The sequence below is a fragment of the Micromonospora sp. CV4 genome, assembly GCF_003667455.1.
Classification (GTDB): domain Bacteria; phylum Actinomycetota; class Actinomycetes; order Mycobacteriales; family Micromonosporaceae; genus Micromonospora.
Genome location: NZ_RCVI01000261.1, coordinates 37466 through 63060, shown reverse-complemented (window position 1 = coordinate 63060; position 25595 = coordinate 37466). Strand labels below are relative to the sequence as shown.

Sequence of the window (25595 nt, the reverse complement as noted above, 5' to 3'; positions counted from 1 at the left end):
CCTGCCATCCCATCACGCCGTCGGTGGCAGCGTGACGTGGCAGCCGACGATGTGATCGTCGACCATGCCGGTGGCCTGCATGAGCGCGTACGCGGTGGTCGGGCCGACGAACCGGAAGCCGCGCTTCTTGAGCGCCTTGGCCATCGCCGTCGACTCGGGGGTGATCGGCGCGACCTCGGCGAACGAGGCGGGACGGGCCGGCCGGGGCGCCGGGGCGAAGGACCAGAGCAGTGCGGACAGGCCGTCGGGCAGCTCCAGCGCGGCGCGGGCGTTGGCGATCGCCGCCTCGATCTTGGCTCGGTTGCGGACGATGCCGGCGTCGGCGAGCAGCCGGGTCACATCGGCGTCGTCGTAGCCGGCGACGGTCGGAATCCGGAACTCGTCGAAGGCCAGCCGGAACGCCGGGCGCTTGCGCAGGATGGTCAGCCAGGACAGGCCCGACTGGAACGCCTCCAGGGTCATCCGCTCGTAGAGCGCGTCGTCGCCGTGCAGCGGCCGCCCCCACTCGGTGTCGTGGTAGACGGCGTAGTCGGGGGTGCTCGACCCCCAGGCGCAGCGTGGCAGCCCGTCGGCGCCGATCACCAGGTCACTCACCTCGTACACGCTAGGCCATCGGACCGACAGCCCGGCGCCGCCGGCCGCCCGGCCGCAGGTGGTGTCCCGCGCGCGCCGGCGGGCAGCCGCCGCGGGGCGTGGTCAGGGCAGTTGGCCCTGCTCGACCAGACGGGCGAACCTCTTCAGCGCCTGGGTGAGGCTGACCTTGGAGCCGGGCCAGAGCACCGGCCACGCCAGCCGGCCGGCCGGGCCGCCCGGCAGGTGGAACCACTCGTGCCAGACCACCTGGGTGCGGGCCCGGTCCATCTGGGTGCAGCGCAGCACCCCCGGGCCGCGCAGCAGCCGGCCGCAGTGCACCACGCCGATCTCGTACGGCTCGTCGACCCGGACCACCCGCATCTCGTCGCGCAGCACCAGCGGGCCGAGCGCCGTCACGGCCTCGATCAGGCTGCCTTCACGGCCGTCGCCCTCGACCACCCGCAGCCGGGTGAACGGGATCCAGTCGGACTGGCGTTCCCAGGCGAGCAGCGCGGTGAAGACCCGCTCCGCCGGGGCGTTGACGATCACCGTGGCGGTCACTTCGCCAGCGCCGGGTTGGGCGGCCTCGCGGAGATCGTCGCCGCCCCCCGGGTCGGTCACGCCGACTCCGACCGAACCACCGCGCCGTGCTGTCCGGTGCCGTCGGCCGGCTCGCCGTCGGCCGGCTTGTCATCAGCCGGCTCGTCATCGGCCTGCGCGGCGGCCGGAGCCACCCCGTCGGAGTCCGCCGGGGAGGACGTGGCACCGGGCAGCGGGCCGACACCGGCCGGGCCGACCGGGGTAACGCCGGACCCGGCGTCGTCGCCCGGCCGCTCGATCTGCTGAGCCGCCGCATCCTCGTTCGTAGCCACGCCGGCGGACTGCTCACGGGCCTGGCGCAGCGCGTCCGCGTCGGCGATACGCCCCGCACGCAACGCGTTGACCTCCGCCTCCAGCACGCCGATCAGCTCCGACTTGTAGCCGATGTCGTAGGCGGCGCGGCGCATCGCCTGATCGACCTGGGCCATCCGGTACCCGCGCAGCCCGGTGTCGAAACGGACCGCGCCCACATCGGATTCGCGCAGCGGCCGGCTGGCCGGCAACGCCACGGCCTGCGAATCCGGCTCGGCGGGCACCAGGCCCGGATCGCGGCCGGTGACCAGCACCGTCACGCCGAACACCACCGCCGCGACGGTCAACGCCACGACCAGGAAGAGCAGAAGCTGACCCATGCACTGATCGTGGCATGGCGCACGGCCGTGAGCGAGCCCACCACCCACCTCGATCACGATCGGCGTCGACGCCGCCCGGCGTTCCGGTCCGCCGACCGGCTAGCGTCGGGACCGGCCGACGCGGCGGCGACGGTGCGGACTCTCAGGAGGCGGGCATGGCCGGGGCGCTTCGGCTGGGTGGGCGGACCTTCGCTCCCGGCGAGCTGGTGGTGATGGCGATCGTCAACCGCACGCCGGACTCGTTCTTCGACCGGGGCGCCACCTTCGCCGCCGACAGCGCGTTGCGGGCGGTCGAGCGGGCCGTGGACGAGGGCGCGGCGATCATCGACATCGGCGGGGTGAAGGCCGGGCCCGGCGCCGAGGTGGACGTCACCGAGGAGATCCGGCGCACGGTGGACACCATCGCCGCCGTCCGGGCCGCGTTCCCGGAGGTGGTCATCTCCATCGACACCTGGCGCGCGGAGGTGGCGGTGGAGGCCGTGGCGGCCGGGGCCGACCTGCTCAACGACACCTGGTCGGGCGCCGACCCGGCGCTCGCCCGGGTGGCCGCGCGGACCGGCGCCGGGCTGGTCTGCTCGCACGCCGGCGGGCTGGTCCCCCGGACCCGGCCGCACCGGGCCGCCTTCGACGACGTGGTCGCCGACGTGGTCGCGACGGTGACCGGGCTCGCCGAGCGCGCGGTGGCCGCGGGGGTACGCCCCGACGGCATCCTGATCGACCCGGCTCACGACTTCGGCAAGAACACCCGGCACTCCCTGGAGATCACCCGTCGGCTGGACGAGTTGACCGGGACCGGCTGGCCGCTGCTGGTGGCGCTCTCCAACAAGGACTTCATCGGCGAGACGCTCGACCTGCCGGTCGCCGAACGGCTGGAGGGGACGCTCGCCGCGACGGCGATCTCGGCCTGGCTCGGTGCCCGGGTGTTCCGGGCCCACCAGGTCGCGCCCACCCGCCGGGTGCTGGACATGGTGGCCTCGATCCGCGGTGACCGGCCGCCCGCGGCGACCCGTCGCGGCCTGGCCTGACCGCTCGTCCGGACAACCGGCCGCGAACGGCCGGACGGACCGGCACGATCGCCGGAGGCCCGGGGGCTCAGGTCCAGCGCAGGATGTTCCTACGCCAGGCATAGAGGATGCCCAGTGCGAGCACCCCCACGAACACCGCCATCTCCACCACCGTGACCAGGCCGAAGCCCGGCCGGTCGAAGACCACCGCCCAGGGGAAGAGGAACACCGCCTCGACCGCGAAGAGGACGTAGAGGTAGGCGTAGACGTAGTAGCGGATCTGCATCTGCGCCCAGTCCGCGCCGACCGGGTCGAGCCCGCACTCGTAGCTGGTCCGCTTGCCGTGCGGCTCCGCTGGACGGGCGGGACGTAACACTCGGTTGGCCGAGAACGCCGTAACGAAGAAGAGGACGCTGGCGAGCAGCAGGAGCCCGAGCGTCGCGTACGAGCCCAGGTAACCGGTCACGTCCGGCAGCCTACCGTCCCCCCGGAACGGCCGTCCCGAACACGTTACGGATTTGTTTCCAAATGGGACTAGTGCTCCAAGGCAACTGTTACCGAATACTGGACCCCCACCCATGTCACCGGAGGTCAGATGGCCAGCGTGCAGGTTCCGCCCGTCCCTCGGGGGGCTGCGGGGCGTCCCACGCCCCTGCTGGCGATCTCGCTCGTGCTCGGCCTGCTCGCGGCGCTCGCCGTGGCACCGGCCTGGGCCGGCGCGGCAGTGCCGGACGCCACCCCGGTCGCTGCGGTGACGGACTCGGCGACCGAACCCGCGCCGGGCCCCGAGACCACCCCGGCCGAGGAGCCCACCCCGACCGAGGAGCCGGGCGGCGATCCGCCGCCGACCGACCCGGCCCCGGAGACCACCGCACCGCCGCCGGAGACGACGCCACCGGCCCCGCAGACCACCGCGCCGGACGTGCCGCCGGCACCGACCACCACCGCGCCCGCACCGGGCAGCAGCAGCACCACCCGGCCGCCCACGCCCGGGCCCCCGGCGCCTCCAGCGCCTCCAGCGCCCCCGGCGCCGTCAGCTCCCCCGGTCCGTCCGCCGGCACCGGGCCAGGAGGCGCCGCCGCCGAACCCACTCGGCGTGCAGGTCACCACCGAGGACGTCACCCTCACGGGCGCGTACTGGAACGCGGCCAGCACCGCCGCCACGCTGCGGGTCACGGTGACGAACACCGGCACCACCGCCCAGCTGATCCGGCTCTCGTACACCCTGCCCGCCGGGCTGACCGACGCCGGAACGAAGGGCTGCACCGCCACCGGTGGCGGCGCGTACCGCTGCGGGGCCTGGACGGCCGAGGCGGGCGCACGCTTCAGCAGCCTGCTCCGGTTGCGGGTCGCCGGCACCGCGTGGAAGCAGATGCCCCTCAGCGGCTCCGTGCGGGTCACCGCGAACGCACCGGGAGTCGCCGGTGAGGCCGCCGACGACCAGGGCTTCGCGGTGCTCTTCCCGCCGGGTCCACCGGTGCCCGGGATCTCGCTGGCCGCCGACGAGGTGAGCTTCGACATCAGCGGCGCGGCGAGCACCCTCGCGGTGCGGCTGGGCAACACCGGCACGGTGGACGCGGCCGGCCGGGTCGAGGTGGTCCTTCCGGCCGGGGTGAGCGTGCCGGCCCCACCGGAGGGCTGCGTGGCGATCGACCCGACCCGGACCCGGTGCGACACCGGCCCGGTGCGGGCGGGCAGCGCCGTCGAACTGCGGCTGCCGGTGGAGGCGACACCGCAGGCCCAGCGGGAGGCGCCGCTGTCCGGCGCGGTGATCGGGCAACTCGACCCGCGCAGCGGCCCCACCCGGCGGGTGCAGATGAGTTTCCGGATCACCGCGGCTGCCGCGCTGGCCACCCCGGTGGTCTCCCCGCCCGCGCCCACCGGCTCGCAGGGCGTGCTCCCCGCCGGCGGCTCCGGCGACGATGCCGGGATGACCTCGGTGCAGCGCACGGCGGTTCTCCTGATCGCGGTCTCCGCGTTGCTGGTGGTGCTGGCCCTCACGCTGGCGACCACCTCGCTGCGTCGCCGGCTCACCGACCCGCCCACGGTCCCCACCGACTGACCGGCCACACCGGCCGTCCACCACCCCGGCGCGGGCCGATGGCGCGACGTCGACGGTGATCTGGATTACGGCGGGCTGGGTGAAACGTCGCAATACGGTGCAATTCTCAACCGGATCCGGTCCCAGTCGGCGGACCTCCGGGGAGGGCCGGGGGTCTGTTCGACGTAGGCTCTCAGGTGAGGAACGACAGCGGACCGGACCAGCCTGGAGCGGTGCGGTGCGGCGTTGCGTCAAGGAGGTCCCGTGGCCGGGCAAGGCGAGGTCACCATCAGGTTCAGCCGCCCGCGCGACCGCGCGCAGCGAAGCGAGGTGCAGGCGTGAGCGCGAGGAGTGAGTCGGTTTTGCGGGCCCCGCAGTCGCGAACGAAGGTGGCACAGTGACCAAGCAGATCCGTCAACTCGATCGGGTGGTCATCCGGTTCGCCGGTGACTCCGGCGACGGCATGCAGCTGACCGGCGACCGGTTCACCTCGGAGACGGCGCAGCTCGGCAACGACATTTCCACGCTGCCCAACTTCCCCGCGGAGATCCGGGCACCTGCCGGCACACTGCCCGGCGTGTCGAGCTTCCAGGTGCACTTCGCCGACTACGACATCCTCACCCCGGGCGACGCGCCCAACGTGCTGGTGGCGATGAACCCGGCGGCGCTCAAGGCCAACCTGGCCGACCTGCCGCGCGGCGCGGACATCATCGTCAACACCGACGAGTTCACCAGGCGCAACCTGGCCAAGGTCGGCTACCAGTCCAGCCCGCTGGACGACGACTCGCTGGCCGGGTACGTCGTGCACCCGGTGGCGCTGACCTCGATGACCGTCGGCGCGCTCGCCGCGTACGACGTGTCCAAGAAGGACGCCGAGCGGTCGAAGAACATGTTCGCCCTCGGCCTGCTCTCGTGGATGTACTCCCGGCCGTACGAGTCGACGCTGCGCTTCCTGGAGCGCAAGTTCGCCGCCCGTCCCGAGCTGGTCGCGGCGAACGTGGCCGCGTTCAAGGCCGGCTGGAACTTCGGCGAGACCACCGAGGACTTCGCGGTCCGGTACGAGGTCAAGCCGGCGAAGATGACGCCGGGCACCTACCGCAACATCACCGGCAACGCGGCGCTCTCGCTGGGTCTGGTCGCCGCTGGCGTCCGCTCCGGGCTGCCGGTCTTCCTCGGCGCGTACCCGATCACGCCGGCGTCGGACATCCTGCACGAGCTGAGCAAGCACAAGCGCTTCGGCGTGCTCACCATGCAGGCGGAGGATGAGATCGCGGCGGTCGGCGCGGCGCTGGGCGCGTCGTACGGCGGGTCGCTCGGGGTGACCACCACCAGTGGCCCCGGCGTGGCGCTCAAGAGCGAGACGATCTCCCTCGCGGTGGCGCTGGAGCTGCCGCTGGTGATCGTGGACGTGCAGCGTGCCGGCCCGTCCACGGGCATGCCGACCAAGACCGAGCAGGCCGACCTCAACATGGCGCTCTACGGCCGGCACGGCGAGGCGCCCGTCGCGGTGATCGCGCCCCGGTCGCCGTCGGACTGCTTCTTCGCCGCGCTGGAGGCGGCCCGGATCGCGCTGACCTACCGCACTCCGGTGATCCTGCTGTCCGACAACTACGTCGCCAACGGCTCGGAGCCGTGGCTGCTGCCCGACGTGGAGTCGCTGCCCGACCTGCGGGTGGAGTTCGCCACCAAGCCCAACGGCGACGACGGCACCACCTTCCTGCCCTACCTGCGCGACCCGGAGACCCTGGCCCGGCCGTGGGCGATCCCGGGCACGGCGGGTCTGGAGCACCGGATCGGCGGCCTGGAGAAGGCCGACAAGACCGGCGACATCTCCTACGACCCGGCCAACCACGACTTCATGGTGCGCACCCGGGCGGCCCGGATCGAGACGATCCCGGTGCCGGACATCGAGGTGGAGGACCCGGACGGCGACGCCCGCGTGCTGGTGCTCGGCTGGGGTTCGACGTACGGGCCGATCGGTGCGGCGTGCCGGCAGCTCCGCCAGCGGGGCCTGTCCATCGCCCAGGCGCACCTGCGGCACCTGGCCCCGATGCCCGCCAACCTGGCCGAGGTCCTGCGCTCCTACGACCGGGTGGTCATCCCGGAGATGAACCTGGGCCAGCTCGCCCACGTCATCCGGGCCCGCTACCTGGTCGACGCCATCAGCTACAACCAGGTCCGCGGCCTGCCGTTCACGTCCACGGAGCTGGAGACGACGCTGGAAGAGGTGCTGAAGAATGTCTGAGCCCGTCGCCCTCAAGCTCACCGCCAAGGACTTCAAGTCCGACCAGGAGGTGCGCTGGTGCCCCGGCTGCGGCGACTACGCGATCCTGGCGGCCATCCAGCAGTTCATGCCGGAGCTGAACATTCCCCGGGAGCGGACCGTCTTCGTCTCCGGCATCGGCTGTTCCTCCCGGTTCCCGTACTACATAAACACGTACGGGATGCACTCGATCCACGGCCGCGCCCCGGCGATCGCGACCGGTCTCTCGGTGTCCCGGCCCGACCTGTCGGTCTGGGTGGTCACCGGTGACGGCGACGCGCTCTCCATCGGCGGCAACCACCTGATCCACGCGCTACGGCGCAACGTCAACCTCAAGATCCTGCTGTTCAACAACCGGATCTACGGGCTGACCAAGGGGCAGTACTCGCCCACCTCCGAGGTCGGAAAGGTCACCAAGTCGACCCCGGCCGGTTCGGCGGACGCCCCGTTCAATCCGCTCTCCCTCGCGCTCGGCGCGGAGGCCAGCTTCGTCGGTCGGACCATCGACTCCGACCGCAAGCACCTGCAGTCGGTGTTGCGGGCCGCCGCCGAGCACCAGGGCTCCGCGTTCGTGGAGATCTACCAGAACTGCAACATCTTCAACGACGGGGCGTTCGACCAGCTCAAGGATCCGGCCACCCGGGACGACTACCTGATCCGCCTGGAGCACGGGCAGCCGATCACCTTCGGCGCCGACGGCCGGTTCTGCGTGGTGCACCCCCCGGGCGGGTTCGGCCTGGAGGTCCGGGAGACCAGCTCGGTCCGCCCGGAGGAGATCGTCGTGCACGACGCGACGGTGGCCGACCCGGCGTACGCGTTCGCGCTGTCCCGGCTGCCCGGCCTGGACCTGCGGAACACCCCGATCGGAGTGTTCCGCTCGGTGGACCGCCCCTCCTACGACAGCGTGGTGCAGGAGCAGCTCGCCGCAGCGCGTGCGAAGGTCACCGAGACCCCCGAGCAACAGCTCGCCGGGCTGCTGGGCAGCGGGGACACCTGGACCATCCTCTGACCCTCGCGGCGGCGGTGGCGCAGCGCGCCGGACCGACCGCCCGGAGCTGCAGACACGACGAGAAGGGCCCGCAACCGATCCGGTTGCGGGCCCTTTCCGTTCGCGGTGGCGCAGCCCCGATCAGAAGATCGGGTTGAAGCCGCCCCAACCGCTGGAGATAACCTTGCCGCTCGCGTCGAGCCACTGGCCGTAGCCGTTGGTGGTGTACAGACGCATCTGGTTACTGCTGTTGACGCCCAACAGATCCATCATGTTGTCGCCGCTCCAGTCCCCCGGAACCATGATGTTCTTGTAGTTGGCCCAGCCGCTGCCGATCTGGGTGCCGGACGGGTTGGTCCAGCCGCCCGCGCCGTTGGACTGGTACATCTTCAGCACGCCCGTGGAGGTGCGGCCGATCAGCACCTCCAGCCCGTCACCCTTCCAGGCGCCCGGGGTGAGGAACAGGTTGAACCCGTTCCAGCCGGTGCCGATCCGGGTGCCCGACGGGTTCTCCCAGCCGCCCGCACCGTTGCTGGTGTAGCGGATCAGGTCGCCGTTGGACTTGCGGACCATCAGGCTCGGCCGGTTGTTGCCCAGCCAGTTGTTCGTCACCATGAGAGCGGTGAAACCCGCCCACCCGCTGCCGATCTTCCGGGCCCCGCCGACGAAGTTGCCCGCGCCGTCGGAGTCGTAGATGAACAGCTCACCGGTCGGCTTCATGGCCATGATGGACGGCTTGTTGTCGCCGTTCCAGTTGTAGACCCGGAAGACCCGGGTGAAACCGGACCACCCCGCGTTGATCTTCTTCTTGTCGTAGAAGCCGCCGCTACCGTCGTTGGAGAAGCCGCTGCCGTAGTACAGCTGGAGGTTGCCCGCGCTGTCCCGACCGATCAGGTCGGTGTGCCCGTCGCCGGACCAGTCGGCGTTGATCAGCTTCGGCCGGGTCAGGTCCGCCTTGACGGCGTTGCTGTAGTAGCTCAGCCGCTCGTAGTAACCCGGGGACGAGCCGCACGGCTCGAAGCCCCAGTCGGTGATACCGACCTGGACCCCGTTGACGAGCAGCGGACCTCCCGAGTCACCCCCGCAGGTGTCGCTGCTCGGCGTGTTGTCGGTGCCCGAACCGGCACAGATCATCCGGTCGGAGCGGTAGAACGTGCCAGCAACCGCCGCACAGTCCGCGTTGGACCGCATCGGGACGGTCGCCTTGCGCAGCCGGCTGTCCATCACCGCGTCGTCCGACGCGGTGACGCCGTAGCCCGCGATCTGGGCCGAGGTGCCGGCGGCGTACGGGCTCTGGTCGCCCTGGGCGCTCAGCGCCACCGGGGTGTACGCGCTGGGCAGGTTCTGCTTGAGCGTGAGGACCGAGACGTCGTCCAGGATCGGAGCGTAGGGGTCCTGGTACTGCTGGGCGATGTTCCAGCTCGGGTGGGTCCAGGTCGAGCTGACCTCGGCGACGTAACCGCTGCCGGGGATGATCTGACCGTTGCTGTCGAACAGCCGGTCCTTGCCGGCGAGGACCCGCGTGGTGCCGGGCCCGTCGGCGGTGCAGTGCGCGGCCGTCAGCACCTTGTTGGGGGCGATGATCGTGCCGGTGCACCAGTAGAAGTAGGACTCCCCATCTTCCTGGAAGCTGGTGATGATGCCCACGATGTACGGAAACTCGGAGGCGCTCGCCAGGCTTCCCTGGAAGACCTTGGGAGACGCAATCGAGCCGGACTCGAACACCCGGCCCTTGGCACCCGGCTCGGGAAGCGTGAGCTTCCCCTTGCGCAGGTTCGGCAGCTTGTTGAACCGGTCCGGTTGCGAACTGCTCGCCGCGTCGTACACGCCACCCCCGGTGGGGGCGGCCTGAGCACTGGTCGCGGGTGCGACGGCCGCTGCGCCCGTGAGAGCGAGGGCCGCCACGACACCGGCGTACCACCGCCGTCGGGCTCCTGCGGATGTTGCCACTTCAGCCACTGATTGCTTCCCGTCGTTCGATTAACGAGGCGCTCGGAACGGCCCGGATGAGATGCGTCCGACCGGACGGGAAGAGCACGATCGACGCCGGGAGCGATGGCCCCGTGCGAAAAGTGTTGCCCCCGTCGTGCCTGCGCCAACGACACCGCGCCGAACACTCGCTACGGCGACCCCATTGGCAGTTCCAAGCCGCCACACCGTAGCAAGCATCCCGGGACGAAAGAAGCTCCAAATAGAGGAGCTTCGCTCAGCCTAGGGGTCGAATCGTGCAGCTCGAAGGATCATCGGCGGGAGCACGTGCGATCTGCACGTTGGCAGCCTCCGGCCAGTCGAACGTGGGTGCCGGAGGGGCGGTGGCTGGCCTTTCGATGCGGAACGGCCAGCCACCGTCCGAACGGGAAGCTCCGGTCAGCGCTGCGCGGAAGCCGGCAGCCAGAGGTTGTCGATCTCCTTCTCGGTTGCCGCGAGGCTCGCCTCGTGCAGTGGGATCAGTTCGGCCATCGCCGGGACCGACGGGGCGAGTGTCAGCTCGGTGCTGATGAAGCGCGGCTCCAGGCCGGTCTGCGAGAGGCCGTGCGGAAGCCACGGCTCGGCGTGGTCCCAGCCGTTGCGAGGCGTGCCCTCGCCGTAGCCGCCACCACGGGTGGCCAGCACGACGAATTCCCGCCCGCCGAGCAGCCCCTCCATGGACGCCGGGTCGTACGCCAGGCCCGGCACGATCAGGTGGTCGACCCAGGCCTTGACGCTGCTGGGCGCGCCGTAGTTGTAGAGCGGCAGCCCGAGCAGCACCACGTCGGCCTGCTTCACCTCGTGGACCAGCTGCTCGCTGAGCTCCCAGGATTCGCGCTGCGCAGGGGTGTGCTGGTCGGGGGGCGTCATCCGGGCCAGGCCGCCGGCCGCGTCCAGGTGCGGCAGCGGCTCGGTGCCCAGGTCCCGGTACGTCACGCTGCCGTCGGGGTGGGCCGCCTGCCAGACGGCGACGGCGCGGGCGGTGAGCCGTCGGCTGACGGACCACTCACCGCGGATACTCGAGTCGATATGCAGGAGATGCATTATTTCCCTTCCGGAGATCGTCTGTGCAGCACCAACTATTTATAGCAGGCCGATGTTCCCCGGGCTCGGTAGACTGGGTCACATGTCCGCCGCGCCGCTCGACTCCTCGGAGCACCGCTCAGGCCCGCTGCTGGACCATCTGGCCCGGCGCATGCGGCTGCGGTCCGAGTCGGTGCTGACGCCGCTCGGCCTGCGGCCCCGGCATCTGGTCGCGCTCACCGTGTTGCGGGACGGCGGCGGCACCAGCCAGCAGGCGCTCGCCAGCACCCTGTCCATGGACGGCACCAACATCGTCGGGCTGCTCAACGACCTTGAGTCGATGCAGCTGATCGAGCGGCGGCGCTCGCCCGAGGATCGCCGCCGGCATGTCGTCGAACTGACCGATGACGGGGCAAAACGCCTCAACGAGGCCGAGTGCGCCCTCGCCACCGCCGAGAACGAGGTGTTGGGGGCACTGGAGCCCGACGCACGGGAGACGCTCTACCAACTGCTCCGGCGGGCTGCCAGCGGGACGACGATCGCCTGCGAAGCGGTGATCCTGGAGGACACGTCGCCCGCCGACAACCGCTGACGCCGCTGCTGCGACGGGCGGCTCAGACCGCCGAGGTCGACTGGGGGCGGTCGTCGCGGACGTGCACCAGCATGTCGCCGGTCTCGATCACCGCGCCGGCCCGGTCGGCCAGGGTGACCACCTTGCCTCGCCGCACCAGGGCGATGACCAGGGATTCCAGCTCACGGGGCGAACGACCTACCTCGTCCCGCTCCGCCGAACGCATCGCCAGCGCCATGCCCTGACCCGGGGTGAGCAGGTCCTCCACCACGTCGATGAGCGGCGGCGCCGAGGTGGAGAGACCGAGCAGGCGACCCGCGGTGGCCGAGGAGACGATCACGTGGTGCGCGCCGCTCTGCTTGAGCAGCGGGGCGTTCTCCGCCTCCCGGGCGGCCGCGATGATGCGGACCTGACCGGCGGTGAGCTGCCGTACGGTCAGCGCGACAAGCACCGACGCGTCATCACTGTCGGTCGCGATGATCACGGCCTTCGCGTTCCGTACGTGCGCCTCGTTGAGCACCGACGACCGGGTCGCCGAGCCCTCGATGGCGACCAGCCCGGCCGAGGTGGCCTGCCGCAGGGCGGCGGTGCTGCGCTCCACCACCACGATCCTCGACCGGTCCAGGCCGTTCTCCATCAGGGCGGAGACCGCGCTGCGGCCCTTGGTGCCGTAGCCGCAGATGATGACGTGGTCCTTCACGGTTCTCCTCCACCGCGACAGGCGACGGCCGGTCCGGTACTGCTCGGTCAGGACTTCCAGGGTGGTGCCGACCAGGATGATCAGGAAGAACACCCGGGCGGGCGTGACGAAGAGGACGTTGACCAGCCGGGCCGACTGCGCGGCCGGGGTGATGTCGCCGTAGCCGGTGGTGGAGAGCGAGACGACCGCGTAGTAGAAGCAGTCGAGCAGCGTCAGGCCGTCCTCGTTGACGTCGCGGTAGCCGTCCCGGTCCAGGTAGACCGCGCTGACCACGGCCAGGACCAGGCCCAGGGCGGCGGCCAGCCGTAGGCTCAGCGCGCTCAGCGGGCCCCGGCGCTGCGCAGGGAAATGGATCACCGTCGGACCTGCTCCGCCACCGTCGCCTGCACGCCCACAACATAGCCGGTACGGCGCAACCACCGGCCCGGGGTGGCCGACCGGGCAACCGATCACGGAACCGGGCCCGACTACCGGGCGACAACGACGAACCGTCGACCCGAACACTACGGTCGATGGGCACCCGGCGCGGTTCGGCGGGCAGGGTGGCAACGAGTCGCTGACCGTGTACGACGTCGACGGGGCGACCGTGGCGATCGACGACCACGCGCTGCTGCCCGCTGGCGGCACCCGGGCCCTGTTCCGGGCGGTCACGCTCGTGCCCGAACCGGCCGAATGGCACACCCACCTGCGCCGATGAGGCTGCGGGCCCGCGCCGGCGACTCGGCGCGGGCCCGTACCGGGCGGCCAGCACGGCCGGCAACAGGCATGATGGGGGTGTCCCCGGCCGACGACCGCGAGAGTGAGGCCCGCATGTCGTTGCTGCGACGAGTGATCGGCGGAGTGCTGCGCCGCCACCGTCAGCGTCAGGGCCGCACGCTGCGCGAGGTGGCCCAGTCGGCCGGCGTGTCCGTGCCCTACCTGTCGGAGGTCGAGCGGGGCCGCAAGGAGGCCTCCTCGGAGGTGCTCGCGGCGATCTGCCGGGCGCTCGGCATCAGCCTCTCCGACCTGCTCGGTGAGGCCCGCGACGACATGCGCCGCGTCGAGCCCCGCCTGCCGGTCACACCGCGGGCGATGCTGACCCGACTCGAGCGGGTCGAGGTGGCCCGCCACGACACCGGCAACGCCACCCTGCTGGTGGGCCCACGCACCGGCGGGCTGGTCCTGCACCGGGAGCCAGCCGAGAGCGGGTCGGTCCTGCACGTCGGCACGACGGCCACCGCCGGTGGCTCGCGCCCCGGTCCGCGTACCGCCGCTCCGTCCGGTGGTTCACGCGCCCGGCTGGGCGCGCGGGCACTGACCGCCGCGTAGGTCGCGCCGGTTCTGCCGTCGGCGGATCTGCCGCCGGCAGAATCCCTGGGCCAGCCACCGTCGCCGCACGCACGCTGGAGGGGCCGGTTCACCGGGCGGTCCCGCCGCCCGCCGGCGCGGCGGAGGGCGGCTACGAATGATCGAGAATGGCGTGCGGATGCTGGACGGCGGGCAGCCGTCCTTCGGTGACCAGGTGTTCGAGCGGCTGCTGAGGGAGCGGATCGTCTTCCTCGGCACCGAGGTGACCGAGGAGTCGGCCAACCAGATCTGCGCCCAGATCCTGCTGCTCGCCGCCGAGGACGCCGAGCGGGACATCTACCTCTACATCAACTCGCCGGGCGGCTCGGTGAGCGCCGGGATGGCGGTCTACGACACGATGCGCTACGTCCGCAACGACGTGGCCACGCTGGCGCTGGGGTTCGCCGGCTCGATGGGGCAGTTCCTGCTCTGCGCGGGCGCGGCCGGCAAGCGGTACGCGCTGCCGCACTCGCGGATCATGATGCACCAGCCGTCCGGCGGGATGGGCGGCACCGCCTCGGACATCACCATCCAGGCGGAGAACATGCTGCACGTGAAGCGGACCATGCAGGAGCTGATCGCACAGCACAGTGGACGGACCCTGGCCGAGATCCAGCGGGACTGGGACCGGGACCGCTGGTTCACCGCCGAACAGGCCCTGGAGTACGGCCTGATCGATCACGTGCTCGCCCGGGCCGAGCAGCTACCCACGGACTGACCCGTGCCAGTGCCGGACGCGGCCCCCTCGATCCGCGTCCGACCAGGCACGTACGGGCCCGAGTAGTGCCGGCCCCGATACGTCGGAGCCTATTCCCACCGGTGGGAATAGGCTGGCTGGCGAGGCGTAGCGCATTTCCACGGTTTCTCGTTACACAGACAGACGTGAATCGCGGGAGGGTTGATGCCCGGGCAAATAGGCCAGCGGCTGTCCGTTAGGGTCACGTCTATGCGTCGACTGATCCCAACCCTTTCGATCGCCCTCTTCGCCGCCCTCGTGGCGGGCTGCGGCACCGACTCCGGCGGCGACTCCGCCGCACCCCCAGCCGCCGCGTCCAAGGCCGACCCGGTCACCACCATCCGGCAGGCCATGGATCGCAGCCTCGGCGGCACCGTCACCATGGACGCCTCGGTGAAGGCCGGCACCCAATCGATCACCCTCAGTGGAAAGATGGATCCCGCCTCCCGGGTGGTCCAGGTGACCGGCAACGCTCCGGAGCCGATGGAGGCCCGCCTGATCGGCGACGCCGCCTACATCAAGTCGGACTCGCTCGAGGGCGAGAAGCCGTGGATGAAGATCGACCTCACCAAGCTCCGGCCGACCAGCACGCTGCGCCAGTCCTTCGACATCAAGGCGCAGACCGGCCTCATCGGCGGCGTCGTGTCCGCGCAGGAGGTGGGCGGCGGCCGTTACACCGGTACCGCCGACCTGGGCAAGGCGGCCGAGGCCGCCAGCACCGATGGCGGCATGCGCGAGGGCCTGGAGTCGTCGGCGAAGCTGGCGAAGGACCCGAAGGCGATCCCGTTCGAAGCGACCGTCGACGCCGACGGCCGTCTCACCGCGCTGTCCTACACGATCGCCACGAAGACCGTGGGTGATCTGGTCACCGACATGCGCATGAGCGGCTTCGGCGAGAAGGTCTCGGTGAGCGCGCCGCCCGCCAACGAGACCGAGGCGGCCTCCGCGGAGATGTACAAGTTCCTCTGACCCTGGTGGAAAGCGGTGCCCTCCGGATGATCCGGAGGGCACCGACCGTTTCCGGCGGGGAACACCGTCGCCGCGATCAGTTGTCGCGATCGGCCGCGTGCGCGACCGGCGGCCGGGCGCGCTTTGCCGTCGTGGTCGCGAGGACCCCACACACGGCCGTGACCAGTCCGAGGGCCCCCGCGGCCTGGTTGACGTACCCCGGCACGGACGATGTGATGTACGTGCCGCCACGGCCGAGGTGGCATTCGAAACGGAGCGGCAGGTAGCTGACTCCGTACCCGGTGACCTGACTCGCCAACTGCGGCCCGCCTTCCCGACACGGTTGGATCGGGGAGGACCCGGCTCCACCGTCCTCCGCCTGCAGCACCGCGACGCCGAGGTGGAGAAGTCCCCACGTGTAGACGGCGATGGTGCCGGCACCGGCGAGGAGCGCCGCCACCCGCAGCCAACCGGCCCGGGAGCGCCCTCCTCTCCGGAACGCCGCGACGAACCCGCGAACGGCGAGGACCACCGCGGCGGCGGCCCCGGCCAGCGCGGCGAGAAGCAACACGAGAAACAACATGGCGACGTCCTTGGTTTGGCGGGGCCGCCGCGCCGAGCGGGCGGCGCGTGCTCGGTCCGGTCAGGCGAGCGTGCTCCGTACCCAATCACCCGCTGACGGCCCTGTTCAAGACCGCACGCCTGCCAGTTGTGGGTTGGCGTCACTTCCATCGAAGGACATGCACATGAAGGTTGTCGGTCCGGTCGTTGGGCATTCGACTTCTGCGGTGTTCACACTCCTTCGTGGACATGCCATCACCGTCGATCAGTGGCCTCCCCCAAGCGGTGTAACGAGGCTTGATCTTGTAGCGCTCAGCAGACGGACAACAGGAATTTGTTGTCCCGGCCGGGTCTGTCGACCCGGAGTCATCCCTCCGACGGAAGGATCCGATGTCTGCAACCTCTGGACACCGCCTCGTCCGGCTCAGTGCGCTCGCGGGGAGTTCACTGGCAGTGACCATGGTGGGTCTGCTCGGCGCGGCCCCCGCCAGCGCGGCACCTGCCCGGGCCGACCTGGTTGTCACCGCGAGCCTCGACTCCACCGAGGTTCCTGACACCGGCGGCTCGTCCGCCCTGACGGTTGGCCTCCACAACGCCGGCGCCAGGGCCAGCGAGGACGTCACCCTGGCTCTGTCCCTGCCCAACGGCACCTGGTTCACCGACGGTTTCTCGGTCCCACCCAGCTGGCGGTGCACCTTCCAGGCCCCTGCCACCTGCACCCACGCGCCGCTCGCGGCTGGTGCGACGGCAGAGCCGCTGCGCATCCCGTTCGGCGTGGACGCCGGCACGGTCGGCAACGAGATCCTGGTGAGCGCGACCGCCACCGGCGGTCGCGAGTCGTCCACCGCCAACAACACCGGTCAGGCCAGCCTGCGCTACATACCCGGCACGGTGGACGTCGGGTTCGTGAGCGAGTCGAGCGACCACGAGTTGATCGATGGTGAGGTGTTCGGCCTCAGCTCGTACGTGTCGAACAGCGGGACCTCCCCCTCCGGCGACCTGACCGTCACCGTGCCGCTGCCCACCGGCGCCGTTCGGTACAGCGAGAGCAACGAGGGCTGGGCCTGTGACTACGGCGACGACCTCGCCGGAGGCCAGCCGGGCTGGCGCTGCACCCACGGGCCGCTGCGCCCGGGCGAGAACAGCGCCGGACTCGACATCGCGGCCACCATCTCGGGCGCGAACCCCGGCGACGTGCTCGACCTGACCGCCACCCTGTCGACCAGCTCGACCGAGACGACCCTGGACAACAACACCCTGCGCACCCGGGTGACCGTCCTCCAGCCGGCGACCGTACGGGGCGTCGTCTGGGTCGACAGCGACCGGGACAACGTCCGGGACGCCGGCGAGCCCGGTGCACCCCCCGGCGAACAGGGCATCTACCAGATCGTGGTGGGCGGCCAGGGCTTCGGTGCGGTGGCCACCGTGAACCCGGACGGCACGTACACCGCCCAGGTGCGGCCGGGCACCTACCGGACCGAGTTCTACGTACGCGACCCGTACAGCTTCATCACCTCGCCCGATTCCGACCTGGTCTACTACCTGAACGAGACCGGCGGCTCCAACAGGTACGGCCACAGCGACTGGGTCACGCTCACCAGCGGCGAAGAGGCGGTCATCGACGCCGGCGTCGTGTCCAAGTACCTGGGGTGACCAACTAACGGTGACAGCGAGGGCTCGGTGGCGTCGGCCGGCCATGCCGTCGCCACCGGGCCCTCCGGCACGCGAGTTGAGTCGCTGACTCGCACGGCGTCCTGGTGGCAGCACGTCGTCTCGGGCACGCCAATGCCAGCATGACGACCCCGCCACTGCGCCCGCGGGCCGCTGACCTGTTGATGCCAGGCAGCCGCCATCGAAGACACCTACACCCTGTCCTGACCGGTCAGGTCCACAGATCGCCGTAGAAGTCCTCGTCATCGTCGGCTGGCGGCAGCGGCGTCCGCCACCACAGCTCGATGAGGAACTCCTCGGTGTCGGCCTGCCTCCGGTGGACCCGGACGCCGTAGACGCCGACTCCCTGCGGAAGCGCGATCACCGCCGCCCCTCCGGCGGCGATCAACTCGACGACCAACTCTCCGGTAGGGCAGTGCAGCTCAAGCTGTCGACATCCGTCCCAGAAGCCTCTGTCCGGCGCGGGCTCGCTGGCCCAGACCCGTAGCTCAAGACCGATCTCGGGCGGATACGAGGAGGCTGGGACGCTGATCTGGTACGTGGAACCGCCGGCTACCTGGCCCTGCGCGTCTCGGCGCGACTCGTTGTCGTCGCCGGCATCGCACCACACATCCCGCAGCAGGAAGAAGCCATAGGAGATGCTCAGGGCGGCGCAGTGGACGGCGAGGGGCTTCATGCCTCCAGAGGCTGGCACCACGGTCCGACAATTCCATGGTCAGCTGGCATTTCGCTGATCTTCGAAGTGCCCCCGGCAGGATTCGAACCTGCGACACACGGTTTAGGAAACCGATGCTCTATCCCCTGAGCTACGAGGGCGCGAGCGCCCAGTTTAGCGACCTGCCCGTCGACCCGCGTTGGCAGGGAGCCACCCGCTTCGACCTGCGCCGACCCGGTCGGCGGGGCCTGGCGACGGCCACCCGCGCGCCGGCGGCAGCACAACCCGACGACCCCACCGACGGGAACGCGGTCGAAAACGACGCGCTTCAGCCTGATCCGCCCCGTGGGACGAGCCGACGTGGGCCTCGTAGATCAATATAAGATAGATAGATTTGCATGTCTCGTTGGCTTCGGGTATGAAGTCTGCAAGCACGTCTGGGTGCTGGTTCCTGGGGAGGAGCGACGATGAAACATGCCCTGCGCCGCCTACGAACGGTGGCGGTCGCGCTCAGCGCCGGCACCCTCGGGTTGAGTCTGCTGTCGGTACCGGCCGCCGAGGCGTACTCGGTTCAACCTCTCGCACCGCACTCCGAGCGGGCACCCGAATCCGAGCAGTTCTCGGCCGAGGGCGTCACCACGGTCGGTGAACTCCGGACCATCAACGGCTCGCTGTCCTACGCCCAGGACGGCGGGACGCAGATCATCCGCCACCCCGGCGCGTCGTACGTCAAGGTGCACTTCAGCTCACTGCGCCTGGCGCACGGCGACTACGTGACGGTGTCGAGCCCCGACGGCCGGGAGAGCTACCGGTACGACCGCTACCTGAACCGGGCGACCGGCGCGGACTACACCACCGACGGGCAACCGGGCTTCTGGGCGATGTCGGTGGAGGGCGACACCGCGGTGGTGACGCTGCGCAGCACCCGCGCCTCCCGCAGCAGCGCCGCGACCATCGACCGGTTCTGGCGCGGCTACGACCGCGCGGAGATCGCGCAGCACAACTTCACCACGCAGTCGGTCTGCAGCACCGACGCCCGTCGCGACGTGGTCTGCTACCAGACCAGCCACCCCAACGAGTACGCCCGGGGCAGGGCGGTGGCGCGGCTGCTGATCAGCGGCGGTGGGTTGTGCACCACCTGGCGGGTCGGCAACACCAACCGCATGCTGACGAACAAGCACTGCTTCTCAACCCAGTCCGCGGTCAGCGGCAGCGAGATGCAGTTCAACTACCAGTGCGCGACCTGTGGCGGCTCGAACCCCGGCGCCGGCACCAAGGTCAGCGGCGCCACCCTCTACAAGGTGAGCAGCGGCGGCTCCAACCAACTGGACTACACCCTCTACTCGGTGAACAACTTCGCCAACATCCAGACGTACGGCACGCTGTACCTGGCGACGACCGCCACCACCACCGGCACGCGGATGTACGTTCCGGGGCACGGCGACGGCAGCCCGAAGCGACTGTCGATCTACGAGGACACCCAGAACGGCGCGAACTGCACCGTACGGAACGCGAACTACAACACCTGGAACATCAGCTACAGCTGTGACACCTCTGGCGGCAACTCGGGCTCGCCGGTGTTGAACGCCAGCCACCGCGTGATCGCCCTGCACCACCTCGGTGGTTGCCCGTCGAACCAGGGCGCGAAGGCACACCTCATCTACAACGAGATCGCCAGTTTGATCGACAACGGCTGACCACGGCTGACGACGTCGGGCCGTCGGGGCGCTGATGCGCTCCGACGGCCCACCGGCGTCCAGGGTCACGACCGCAACGGTCGGGCCGCCCAGTCGGCGGCCACCTGATCCGGGTCACCGGTGCGGAACAGCGGCGGCTCGTGCAGCAGGAAGTCGCGGTGACTGATGTTCCAGGCGTACGCCCCGGCCATGGCGAAGGCCACCACGTCGCCCACGCCGATCGTCCCCGCGGTGGCCGAGCGGGACAACACGTCCTTCGGGGTGCAGAGCTGGCCGACCACGGTGACCGGCCCGCCGTCGGTGCGCGGGCCGTCGGCATCCGGCCGCCGGTGCACGCTGAACGGCTGCGGGTGGCCCTTCGCGGCAGGTGTACGCAGGTGATGGGTGCCGCCGGCCACCACCGCGAACCACTCGCCGTAGGAGCGTTTCACGTCGATGACCTCGGTGAGGTACGCCCCGCAGTAGGCGGTGACCGACCGACCCGGCTCGATGCGCACCCGCAGGCCGGGATACTCGTCGAGGAGGCCCGCCAGGGCCCGGCCGTAGCTCACCCAGTCAAATCGCGATGCCGGGTCGGTGTAGTCGACGGCCATGCCTCCCCCGACATCGACCTCGGTGGCACCGACCTCGGCGACGGACCAGCGGACCACGGCTGCGGCGACCGCGCCGGCGAGCGGGGCGTCCAGTCCGCTGGCCAGGTGGGCGTGGATTCCGCGCACCTCGACGCCGGCGGGCGGCCGGCGGGCACACTCCACCGCGTCGGCCGGATCCATGCCGAACGGGCTGGGCCCGCCGCCCATCACCAGGCTCGCGCCCGGCACGTCCACCGGCAGGTTCACCCGCAACAGCACCTGGGCCGACCGACCCGAGGCGACGGCCAGCGCACCGAGACGCCGCAGCTCGGCCGGCGACTCGACGTGGATACGGTGCACCCCGGCGGCGAGGGCCGCGGCGAGGTCCTCGTCGGTCTTGCCGGGCCCGGCGTACGCGGCAGGCGCCCGGCCCGGCAGCACCTCGGCCAGCCTCCGCAGCTCGCCACGGCTGGCGGCCTCGAACCCGTCGACGACCGGCGCGAGCGTCCGCAGCACGCCCGGGTCCGGGTTGGCCTTGACCGCGTAGAGCAGCTCGACCCCCTGCGGCAGCGCGGCCCGGACGGACCGGGCGTGCGCGGCCAGCCCGTCGAGGTCGTGGACGTAGACCGGTCGGGTCATCGTGGCCCGCCCAGCGGATTCGCCACCGGCACGAACGGAGCGGCACGGTCGGCGTCGCGCCGCCACCGGACCAGCAGGTTCGCCTTGGCCACCAGCGGTTCCCCGTTCAACAGCGCCCGCAGTTCCGACGGATCGCCGAGATCGGCCGCCACCGCTTCGACGACCGCGCGCAGCTCCTGCCACAGCCGCGCTTCGATCCCCGGTCGCGCGTCGGCGAGCGCGCCGCAGACGCCGCCCAGATGGTTGACGAACAGGCAGTAGACGATCCGGCGGCGGGCGTCCCGTGGACCGTAGCCGACCTGCGGCGGGACGCCGTCCGGCCAGGTGGCCCACCGGTCGGTGTCCAGCTTCACCCCCTCCAGGTCCCGCAGCAGCATCCGCACCGGGCGGCGATCCCGGTCGAGGACCACGACCACGTTCTGCAGGTGTGCCTCGTGCACGACGCCGTGGCTGAGCCAACAGCGCAGCACCGCCGGCACCAGCAACCCGATGTACGCGCGCCACCAGGCGACCGGATCCGGCACGGCCAGTGGCGTGGCGGCCAGCGCCGCGGCCAGCAGCGGGGTGTCCCCGGGTCGCAGGTGCGGACGCAGGCCGGTGCGCAGGATCGTCCCGTACGCCTCGTCCGCGCCCGGGAGGCCGACGGTGCGGTAGGCGGGCTCGGCGAGCAGCCCGATGCCGGCCGGCATCGGCACCCGCGCCAGCAGCCCGGTCAGCGCGACCGCGCCGGTGAGTTCGTACCGTGCGTTCTTGCGCAGGCAGTTGGTGATCCGCACATGCAGGCTGGTCTTGAGGAACAGGTCGGCGTCGGGGGCGTAGAGGGTGCGGACGCTCGCTGTCGGCCGTACCGGGACACCGGCCGCACCGAGGTGGTGAAGCCGCGGGTCCGCCGGCGGGATCAGCGACAGCTGCCAGGGGTGCACGGGCAGCACCCGGTGCCCGGCCGGGGACCGCGGCGGGTCGAGGGCGGTGATCAGCGGGTCGAACGGTCCGGCGTTGGTGACGAGGTCGTCCGGTACGGCGAGCCAGTGCAGCCGGAAGGCGGTACGCAGCTCCGGCGCGTAGGCCCGCCAGCTGTCCGGAGCACCGCTGCGCCACTTCGGCGCGGGATGGTGGGGATGGCCGAAGACCAGCGACTGTTCGGATTCGACGTACGCGTCGATGGCCGCCTCGCCGGTGGGGGTGGGATCCTGCGCCGGGCGCTCGGCGAGCAGCCGGGCCACGGTGTCCCGGCTGGCCCGGACCTGCCCGAGGAACTCGTCGTTCACCTGGCCGGTACGGGCGGTCAGTTCCGCCGCGACCAGGCCCGCCAGGCCGGCCGCGTCCAGGTCCTCCCACCGGCCGGCGGCAGTCCTGCGCTGCACCGGGCCGGCGTAGCGGTGCGCGCCGAGCGAAGAGGTTCGCGCGACGGCGCAGCGGAGTGTCACGTCGAGGTGCCGCAGCAGCAGACGGGCGGTTCCGTCGACCACCGTGGCGTCGCCGTCGGGCAGAGCGATCTCGCGCAGCAGGCAGCCGAAGACGCTGTGGGCGGCGGCCAGGTCGGCGAGTCGGCCGGTGTCGACGCCCGGCCGGGAGCGCAGCTGTGCGCTCGTCATCGTGTCTCCCGGAGGTAGTTCGGGCCGGTGCGCCGGTAGTACTTGTTCACGTCGGAGCAGCCGAGCCGCTGCTTAGGCAGCAGGGTGCCGGCGGTGAGCATCGCCTTGATGGGTAGGTGAGCGGCCCGCAGGACCCGCTCGGTGAAGGATCGCGCCGCCGGCCCGTCGCCCCAACGGTCCCGGGCCGCAGCCAGCCGGGGCGCGAGCGCGGCGGCCGGTGACGGCACCGGCAGGCCTCGGTCGGCCAGGGCGATCAGGGGCGCCGCCGCGGCCAGGTGCAGGGTGATGGTGATGAACACGTCGGCCAGCTCCTGCGGGTCGCGCGCCCACATCCGCTCGTCCCGCAGCTCGAGCCCCACCGCGCCGCCCTGCCGGACGTCCAGTCGGGCGCCGTCGTTGTCCTTGTAGAGCAGGCCGACCGTCCCGTCGGGGTGCACCAGCAGGTGGATGTTCTGCGGGTGCGCCTCCAGGGCGATCCCGTGCCGTAGCCAGAGACAGACGTGCCAGTCGAGCAGGAGATCCAGGTAGGACTCCAGCAGCGCCTCGGGCCGCCCGGGGCTGACCCGTTCGAGGACGGTGCCCGCGACCGGGTCGGGTGCGGCGAGGGCGGCAACCGGCACCACCCGCACCCCGGCCAGATCGCGGGGGAATCGGCGCAGCAGGAAACCGCGGCGTTCGTCGCCGTCGACGTACGCGTAGGTGCTCTCGTCGGCATGGCGGATCCGGCCGACGAAGGCCGGTTCCGCGGTGGCGATCCGGTCGAGCAGCCCGGCGACCGTCGCACCGTCGGCCAGCGAGCCCGGGTGCAGCGTGCGCCGGTTGCGGGCCCCGAGGCTCGCGGTCGGCAGCGGCACCTTCAGGTGCAGGTACGGGTCGTGGTCGAGCGCGACGGTCCGCATGGAGAGGGTGGGTCGCGCGGAGATCATCGGCAGGTCCACCACCGGTAGCGCGTCGCGTGCCGCGGTCAGCGGATGCGCCGGCATCAACAGCTGATCCGGACGCGGCGCCCGCGGCCACCACGCGGGAAGGTCACCGGCGAGGGTCACCGCCTCGGCGGCCGCCGCGTACCAGCGCAGCGCGAAGCGTGGCGCGTGCTCGGGTGCGTACCGCAGAAGGTCGTCGTCGTCGAGCCCGTGCCGGCACCGGTCGGTGGGGTAGACCGGGTGGCCCTGGTGCGCGGCGAGCACGTCGTCCAGCAGCGCGGCCGGCATGCCGGTGGGGGTGCTCGCGCGCTCGGCGGCCACGGCCGCGAGCACGCGGGGCCGGGCACGGGTGGCGAGCCGCCGGGCCCGCAGGTCGGCGCGGCACTCGGCGGCGAAGTCCCGCCAGCCGGCCTCGGCCTCGACATCGCCGTCGGGAGCGAGCACCGTCAGCAGACCGTCCAGTGTGTCCGCCATCGTCACGAGGGTGTCGCGGTCGGAGACGACGTGCACCACCGGCGCGGCGCTGCGCAGGGCCTGCTGAAAGCCGTCCGCGCGAACCGGAATCCGCAGCAGCCCGGCGGTGTGCGGGACCTCCCACCAGCCGGGAGCTGCCAGCCTGCCTCGGCTGAGCAGACCGAGGTGGTCCTCGCGCAGCAGGGCGTCGAGCACCCGGAGGAACACCTCCCGCTCGCAGTCGTCGCTCACTCGACAATCGTCCACTGGAGGTCACGCCGGAAGACGGCCAGCGACCTCCGTACGGTGTCCTGGTCGGGGCCGATCCCGTGCAGCGCGGCGATGTAGTCGCGGTTGGTGCCGGTGTGGGCGGCGGTGCCGCCCACCTCGCGTAGGGGTCGGCAGCTCAGCCGGACGCCGTCGTGTGTGGTGTCCAGCCGGCCGGGCGCGGCGGCGAGCCGGCCCGTCCGGTCCGCGCAGACGTACTCGACCCGGGCGTGCCGGTCGATGGTGGCGGGCAGGTCGAGGGCGGCCAGCGGCTCACCGAGGTGCAGCCGGATCACGTACTCGAACAGCGGCACGCCGAGCAGCTCCGCGAGGATCAGATCCATCCGGTCACCGATGAGGCGGTAGTTGACCTCGATCAGGCGGACCCGTCCGTCCTGCACGACGTACTCGGTGTGGCAGGCGCCGAAGCCGACCCCGAGCGCGTCGAGTCGCGCCCGTAGCTGGGTGCTGGTCGACTCCACCGGGGGCGACCAGTCGAGGCTCTCCTCGGTGAAGGTCGGTGGCGGCCCGAGGTGGGTGCGCCACCCGCCGAGGTCGGCCAGCGCCGTACCGTCGCCGAGCGTGTCGTAGGTCCGCAGCTCTCCGGCGAGGTACTCCTCGACGACCAGGGCGACGTCCGGCCGCCGGCCGCGGATCTCGGTGACCCGGGCGGCCAGCTCCCGGTGGTCGGCCACGAGGTAGGCGTCCTCGCTGGCCACCCCCTCGCGGGGTTTGACCACCGCCGGGAACAGCTCGTCCGGGACCGTGGGTGGGGCACCGGGGTCGATGGTGGCCGAGCGGACGAGGTCGAGCCCGGCGGCCTCGATCGCCCGGCGGGCCGCGGCCTTGTCCTTGCAGAGACGTGCCGCGTCGGGGTCCTTGCCCGCAAGACCGAGTTTGCGGGCGGCGATGGCGGTCACCTCCTGAAGGTGGTCGCTGTTGGACAGCAGCGCCACCGGCCGGTCGGGTGCTGTCGCCGCGACCACCGCCGCCGCGTCCCGGATCGCGCACCGCGCCACCGGCGCATCGCCCGGCCAGTCCGCGGGTCGATCGGTCAGCACGGTGACCGGCAGCCCGAGCGAGGCCGCCGCCGGGAGGAACCCCTCCAGGACCGCGTCGGTGGGGTTGAGCGCGGTGAGGTAGAGCCGCATACCGCCTCCGTCGACCGGGACTATCGTCGCGATTAGGA

The 25595-nt window shown here is 71.5% G+C and carries 23 protein-coding genes, 1 tRNA gene and 1 pseudogene; 11 read left to right on the top strand and 14 right to left on the bottom strand.

Annotation, left to right across the window (positions count from 1 at the left end; translation table 11 throughout):
- Positions 1-12: 12 nt before the first annotated feature.
- From EAD98_RS15400 to EAD98_RS15390, 3 genes are all read right to left on the bottom strand, one after another.
- Positions 13-594, bottom strand: coding sequence for a DNA-3-methyladenine glycosylase I (locus EAD98_RS15400; RefSeq protein ID WP_121654778.1), 582 nt, complete (start codon positions 592-594; stop codon positions 13-15).
- A gap of 102 nt (positions 595-696) precedes the next feature.
- Positions 697-1194, bottom strand: coding sequence for an SRPBCC family protein (locus tag EAD98_RS15395; RefSeq protein ID WP_121654746.1), 498 nt, complete (start codon positions 1192-1194; stop codon positions 697-699).
- Complete coding sequence (locus EAD98_RS15390; RefSeq protein WP_121654745.1) at positions 1191-1805, bottom strand: DivIVA domain-containing protein; 615 nt, start codon at positions 1803-1805, stop codon at positions 1191-1193. Before EAD98_RS15390 ends, EAD98_RS15395 begins: the two co-directional genes overlap by 4 nt.
- Before the next feature lie 155 nt (positions 1806-1960).
- Here EAD98_RS15390 and folP point away from each other — a divergent pair, with 155 nt between their 5' ends.
- On the top strand, positions 1961-2830 hold the full coding sequence (gene folP, locus EAD98_RS15385; RefSeq protein WP_121654744.1) for a dihydropteroate synthase: 870 nt from the start codon (positions 1961-1963) through the stop codon (positions 2828-2830).
- 67 nt (positions 2831-2897) lie between these two features.
- Here folP and ndhC read toward each other — a convergent pair whose 3' ends face one another.
- Positions 2898-3275 (bottom strand): NADH-quinone oxidoreductase subunit A, encoded by a 378-nt coding sequence (ndhC, locus tag EAD98_RS15380; RefSeq protein ID WP_121654743.1) that lies wholly within the window; start codon positions 3273-3275, stop codon positions 2898-2900.
- A gap of 129 nt (positions 3276-3404) precedes the next feature.
- Here ndhC and EAD98_RS15375 point away from each other — a divergent pair, with 129 nt between their 5' ends.
- The 3 genes from EAD98_RS15375 to EAD98_RS15365 all read left to right on the top strand — a co-directional run bounded on the left by EAD98_RS15375 (position 3405) and on the right by EAD98_RS15365 (position 8122).
- Positions 3405-4871 carry a hypothetical protein gene (locus EAD98_RS15375; protein WP_121654742.1) on the top strand — a complete coding sequence of 489 codons (1467 nt, stop codon included), beginning with the start codon at positions 3405-3407 and terminating at the stop codon, positions 4869-4871.
- A gap of 376 nt (positions 4872-5247) precedes the next feature.
- Entirely contained in the window at positions 5248-7095 is a 1848-nt protein-coding gene (locus tag EAD98_RS15370; RefSeq protein WP_121654741.1) for a 2-oxoacid:acceptor oxidoreductase subunit alpha, read from the top strand.
- Positions 7088-8122 carry a 2-oxoacid:ferredoxin oxidoreductase subunit beta gene (locus EAD98_RS15365; protein ID WP_121654740.1) on the top strand — a complete coding sequence of 345 codons (1035 nt, stop codon included), beginning with the start codon at positions 7088-7090 and terminating at the stop codon, positions 8120-8122. Before EAD98_RS15370 ends, EAD98_RS15365 begins: the two co-directional genes overlap by 8 nt.
- A gap of 120 nt (positions 8123-8242) precedes the next feature.
- Here the strand turns inward: EAD98_RS15365 and EAD98_RS15360 are convergent, their stop codons facing one another.
- Both EAD98_RS15360 and EAD98_RS15355 read right to left on the bottom strand, forming a co-directional pair.
- On the bottom strand, positions 8243-10006 hold the full coding sequence (locus EAD98_RS15360) for a trypsin-like serine protease (protein WP_158609801.1): 1764 nt from the start codon (positions 10004-10006) through the stop codon (positions 8243-8245).
- Between the two features lie 462 nt (positions 10007-10468).
- Positions 10469-11113 carry an FMN-dependent NADH-azoreductase gene (locus EAD98_RS15355; protein WP_233583837.1) on the bottom strand — a complete coding sequence of 215 codons (645 nt, stop codon included), beginning with the start codon at positions 11111-11113 and terminating at the stop codon, positions 10469-10471.
- An 82-nt stretch (positions 11114-11195) separates the two neighbouring features.
- On the opposite strand from EAD98_RS15355, the gene EAD98_RS15350 reads away from it, so the two are divergent.
- Positions 11196-11684 carry a MarR family winged helix-turn-helix transcriptional regulator gene (locus EAD98_RS15350; protein WP_199723419.1) on the top strand — a complete coding sequence of 163 codons (489 nt, stop codon included), beginning with the start codon at positions 11196-11198 and terminating at the stop codon, positions 11682-11684.
- 22 nt (positions 11685-11706) lie between these two features.
- Here EAD98_RS15350 and EAD98_RS15345 read toward each other — a convergent pair whose 3' ends face one another.
- Entirely contained in the window at positions 11707-12720 is a 1014-nt protein-coding gene (locus EAD98_RS15345) for a TrkA family potassium uptake protein (protein ID WP_121654736.1), read from the bottom strand.
- A gap of 205 nt (positions 12721-12925) precedes the next feature.
- On the opposite strand from EAD98_RS15345, the gene EAD98_RS31780 reads away from it, so the two are divergent.
- The 4 genes and pseudogenes from EAD98_RS31780 (at position 12926) to EAD98_RS15330 (ending at position 15394) form a co-directional block, all read left to right on the top strand.
- Complete coding sequence (locus EAD98_RS31780) at positions 12926-13060, top strand: hypothetical protein (RefSeq protein WP_255421226.1); 135 nt, start codon at positions 12926-12928, stop codon at positions 13058-13060.
- A gap of 113 nt (positions 13061-13173) precedes the next feature.
- Positions 13174-13407, top strand: a pseudogene (locus EAD98_RS15340) (helix-turn-helix domain-containing protein); the annotation flags it as partial.
- A gap of 400 nt (positions 13408-13807) precedes the next feature.
- Positions 13808-14407, top strand: a complete 600-nt coding sequence (locus tag EAD98_RS15335; protein WP_121654735.1) for a ClpP family protease — start codon at positions 13808-13810, stop codon at positions 14405-14407.
- 228 nt (positions 14408-14635) lie between these two features.
- Positions 14636-15394 (top strand): hypothetical protein, encoded by a 759-nt coding sequence (locus tag EAD98_RS15330; RefSeq protein WP_121654734.1) that lies wholly within the window; start codon positions 14636-14638, stop codon positions 15392-15394.
- Positions 15395-15470: 76 nt separating this feature from the next.
- Here the strand turns inward: EAD98_RS15330 and EAD98_RS15325 are convergent, their stop codons facing one another.
- Positions 15471-15956: a hypothetical protein gene (locus tag EAD98_RS15325; RefSeq protein WP_121654733.1), complete on the bottom strand. Its 486-nt coding sequence runs from the start codon at positions 15954-15956 to the stop codon at positions 15471-15473.
- Positions 15957-16393: 437 nt separating this feature from the next.
- Between EAD98_RS15325 and EAD98_RS15320 the strand changes: the two genes are divergently transcribed.
- A complete protein-coding gene (locus tag EAD98_RS15320; protein WP_233583839.1) occupies positions 16394-17587 on the top strand; it encodes a hypothetical protein in 1194 nt (397 codons plus the stop codon).
- 229 nt (positions 17588-17816) lie between these two features.
- On the opposite strand, the gene EAD98_RS15315 is transcribed toward EAD98_RS15320, so the two are convergent.
- Both EAD98_RS15315 and EAD98_RS15310 read right to left on the bottom strand, forming a co-directional pair.
- Positions 17817-18281 carry a hypothetical protein gene (locus tag EAD98_RS15315; protein WP_121654731.1) on the bottom strand — a complete coding sequence of 155 codons (465 nt, stop codon included), beginning with the start codon at positions 18279-18281 and terminating at the stop codon, positions 17817-17819.
- 67 nt (positions 18282-18348) lie between these two features.
- Positions 18349-18421, bottom strand: a tRNA-Arg gene (locus tag EAD98_RS15310).
- A gap of 306 nt (positions 18422-18727) precedes the next feature.
- Between EAD98_RS15310 and EAD98_RS15305 the strand changes: the two genes are divergently transcribed.
- Complete coding sequence (locus EAD98_RS15305) at positions 18728-19957, top strand: serine protease (RefSeq protein ID WP_121654730.1); 1230 nt, start codon at positions 18728-18730, stop codon at positions 19955-19957.
- A gap of 65 nt (positions 19958-20022) precedes the next feature.
- On the opposite strand, the gene EAD98_RS15300 is transcribed toward EAD98_RS15305, so the two are convergent.
- The 4 genes from EAD98_RS15300 to EAD98_RS15285 are packed head-to-tail and all read right to left on the bottom strand — an operon-like array spanning position 20023 to position 25557.
- Positions 20023-21168 (bottom strand): alanine racemase, encoded by a 1146-nt coding sequence (locus EAD98_RS15300; RefSeq protein ID WP_121654729.1) that lies wholly within the window; start codon positions 21166-21168, stop codon positions 20023-20025.
- Positions 21165-22763 (bottom strand): IucA/IucC family siderophore biosynthesis protein, encoded by a 1599-nt coding sequence (locus tag EAD98_RS15295; RefSeq protein WP_121654728.1) that lies wholly within the window; start codon positions 22761-22763, stop codon positions 21165-21167. The genes EAD98_RS15300 and EAD98_RS15295 overlap by 4 nt, the downstream gene beginning before the upstream one ends.
- Positions 22760-24391 (bottom strand): IucA/IucC family protein, encoded by a 1632-nt coding sequence (locus EAD98_RS15290; RefSeq protein ID WP_121654727.1) that lies wholly within the window; start codon positions 24389-24391, stop codon positions 22760-22762. Before EAD98_RS15290 ends, EAD98_RS15295 begins: the two co-directional genes overlap by 4 nt.
- A complete protein-coding gene (locus EAD98_RS15285) occupies positions 24388-25557 on the bottom strand; it encodes an acetyl-CoA carboxylase biotin carboxylase subunit family protein (protein ID WP_121654726.1) in 1170 nt (389 codons plus the stop codon). The genes EAD98_RS15290 and EAD98_RS15285 overlap by 4 nt, the downstream gene beginning before the upstream one ends.
- Positions 25558-25595 lie beyond the last annotated feature (38 nt).

Excerpts from the sequence above, each read along its gene's own strand:
- EAD98_RS15365 (WP_121654740.1), top strand. The coding sequence starts at position 7,088 with ATGTCTGAGCCCGTCGCCCTCAAGCTCACCGCCAAGGACTTCAAGTCC.
- EAD98_RS15305 (WP_121654730.1), top strand. The coding sequence starts at position 18,728 with ATGAAACATGCCCTGCGCCGCCTACGAACGGTGGCGGTCGCGCTCAGC.
- EAD98_RS15390 (WP_121654745.1), bottom strand. The coding sequence starts at position 1,805 with ATGGGTCAGCTTCTGCTCTTCCTGGTCGTGGCGTTGACCGTCGCGGCG.
- EAD98_RS15295 (WP_121654728.1), bottom strand. The coding sequence starts at position 22,763 with ATGACGAGCGCACAGCTGCGCTCCCGGCCGGGCGTCGACACCGGCCGA.
- EAD98_RS15300 (WP_121654729.1), bottom strand. The coding sequence starts at position 21,168 with ATGACCCGACCGGTCTACGTCCACGACCTCGACGGGCTGGCCGCGCAC.
- folP (WP_121654744.1), top strand. The coding sequence starts at position 1,961 with ATGGCCGGGGCGCTTCGGCTGGGTGGGCGGACCTTCGCTCCCGGCGAG.
- EAD98_RS15375 (WP_121654742.1), top strand. The coding sequence starts at position 3,405 with ATGGCCAGCGTGCAGGTTCCGCCCGTCCCTCGGGGGGCTGCGGGGCGT.
- EAD98_RS15315 (WP_121654731.1), bottom strand. The coding sequence starts at position 18,281 with ATGAAGCCCCTCGCCGTCCACTGCGCCGCCCTGAGCATCTCCTATGGC.
- EAD98_RS15325 (WP_121654733.1), bottom strand. The coding sequence starts at position 15,956 with ATGTTGTTTCTCGTGTTGCTTCTCGCCGCGCTGGCCGGGGCCGCCGCC.
- EAD98_RS15350 (WP_199723419.1), top strand. The coding sequence starts at position 11,196 with ATGTCCGCCGCGCCGCTCGACTCCTCGGAGCACCGCTCAGGCCCGCTG.
- EAD98_RS15330 (WP_121654734.1), top strand. The coding sequence starts at position 14,636 with ATGCGTCGACTGATCCCAACCCTTTCGATCGCCCTCTTCGCCGCCCTC.
- EAD98_RS15285 (WP_121654726.1), bottom strand. The coding sequence starts at position 25,557 with ATGCGGCTCTACCTCACCGCGCTCAACCCCACCGACGCGGTCCTGGAG.
- EAD98_RS15355 (WP_233583837.1), bottom strand. The coding sequence starts at position 11,113 with ATGCATCTCCTGCATATCGACTCGAGTATCCGCGGTGAGTGGTCCGTC.
- EAD98_RS15335 (WP_121654735.1), top strand. The coding sequence starts at position 13,808 with ATGATCGAGAATGGCGTGCGGATGCTGGACGGCGGGCAGCCGTCCTTC.
- EAD98_RS15320 (WP_233583839.1), top strand. The coding sequence starts at position 16,394 with ATGGTGGGTCTGCTCGGCGCGGCCCCCGCCAGCGCGGCACCTGCCCGG.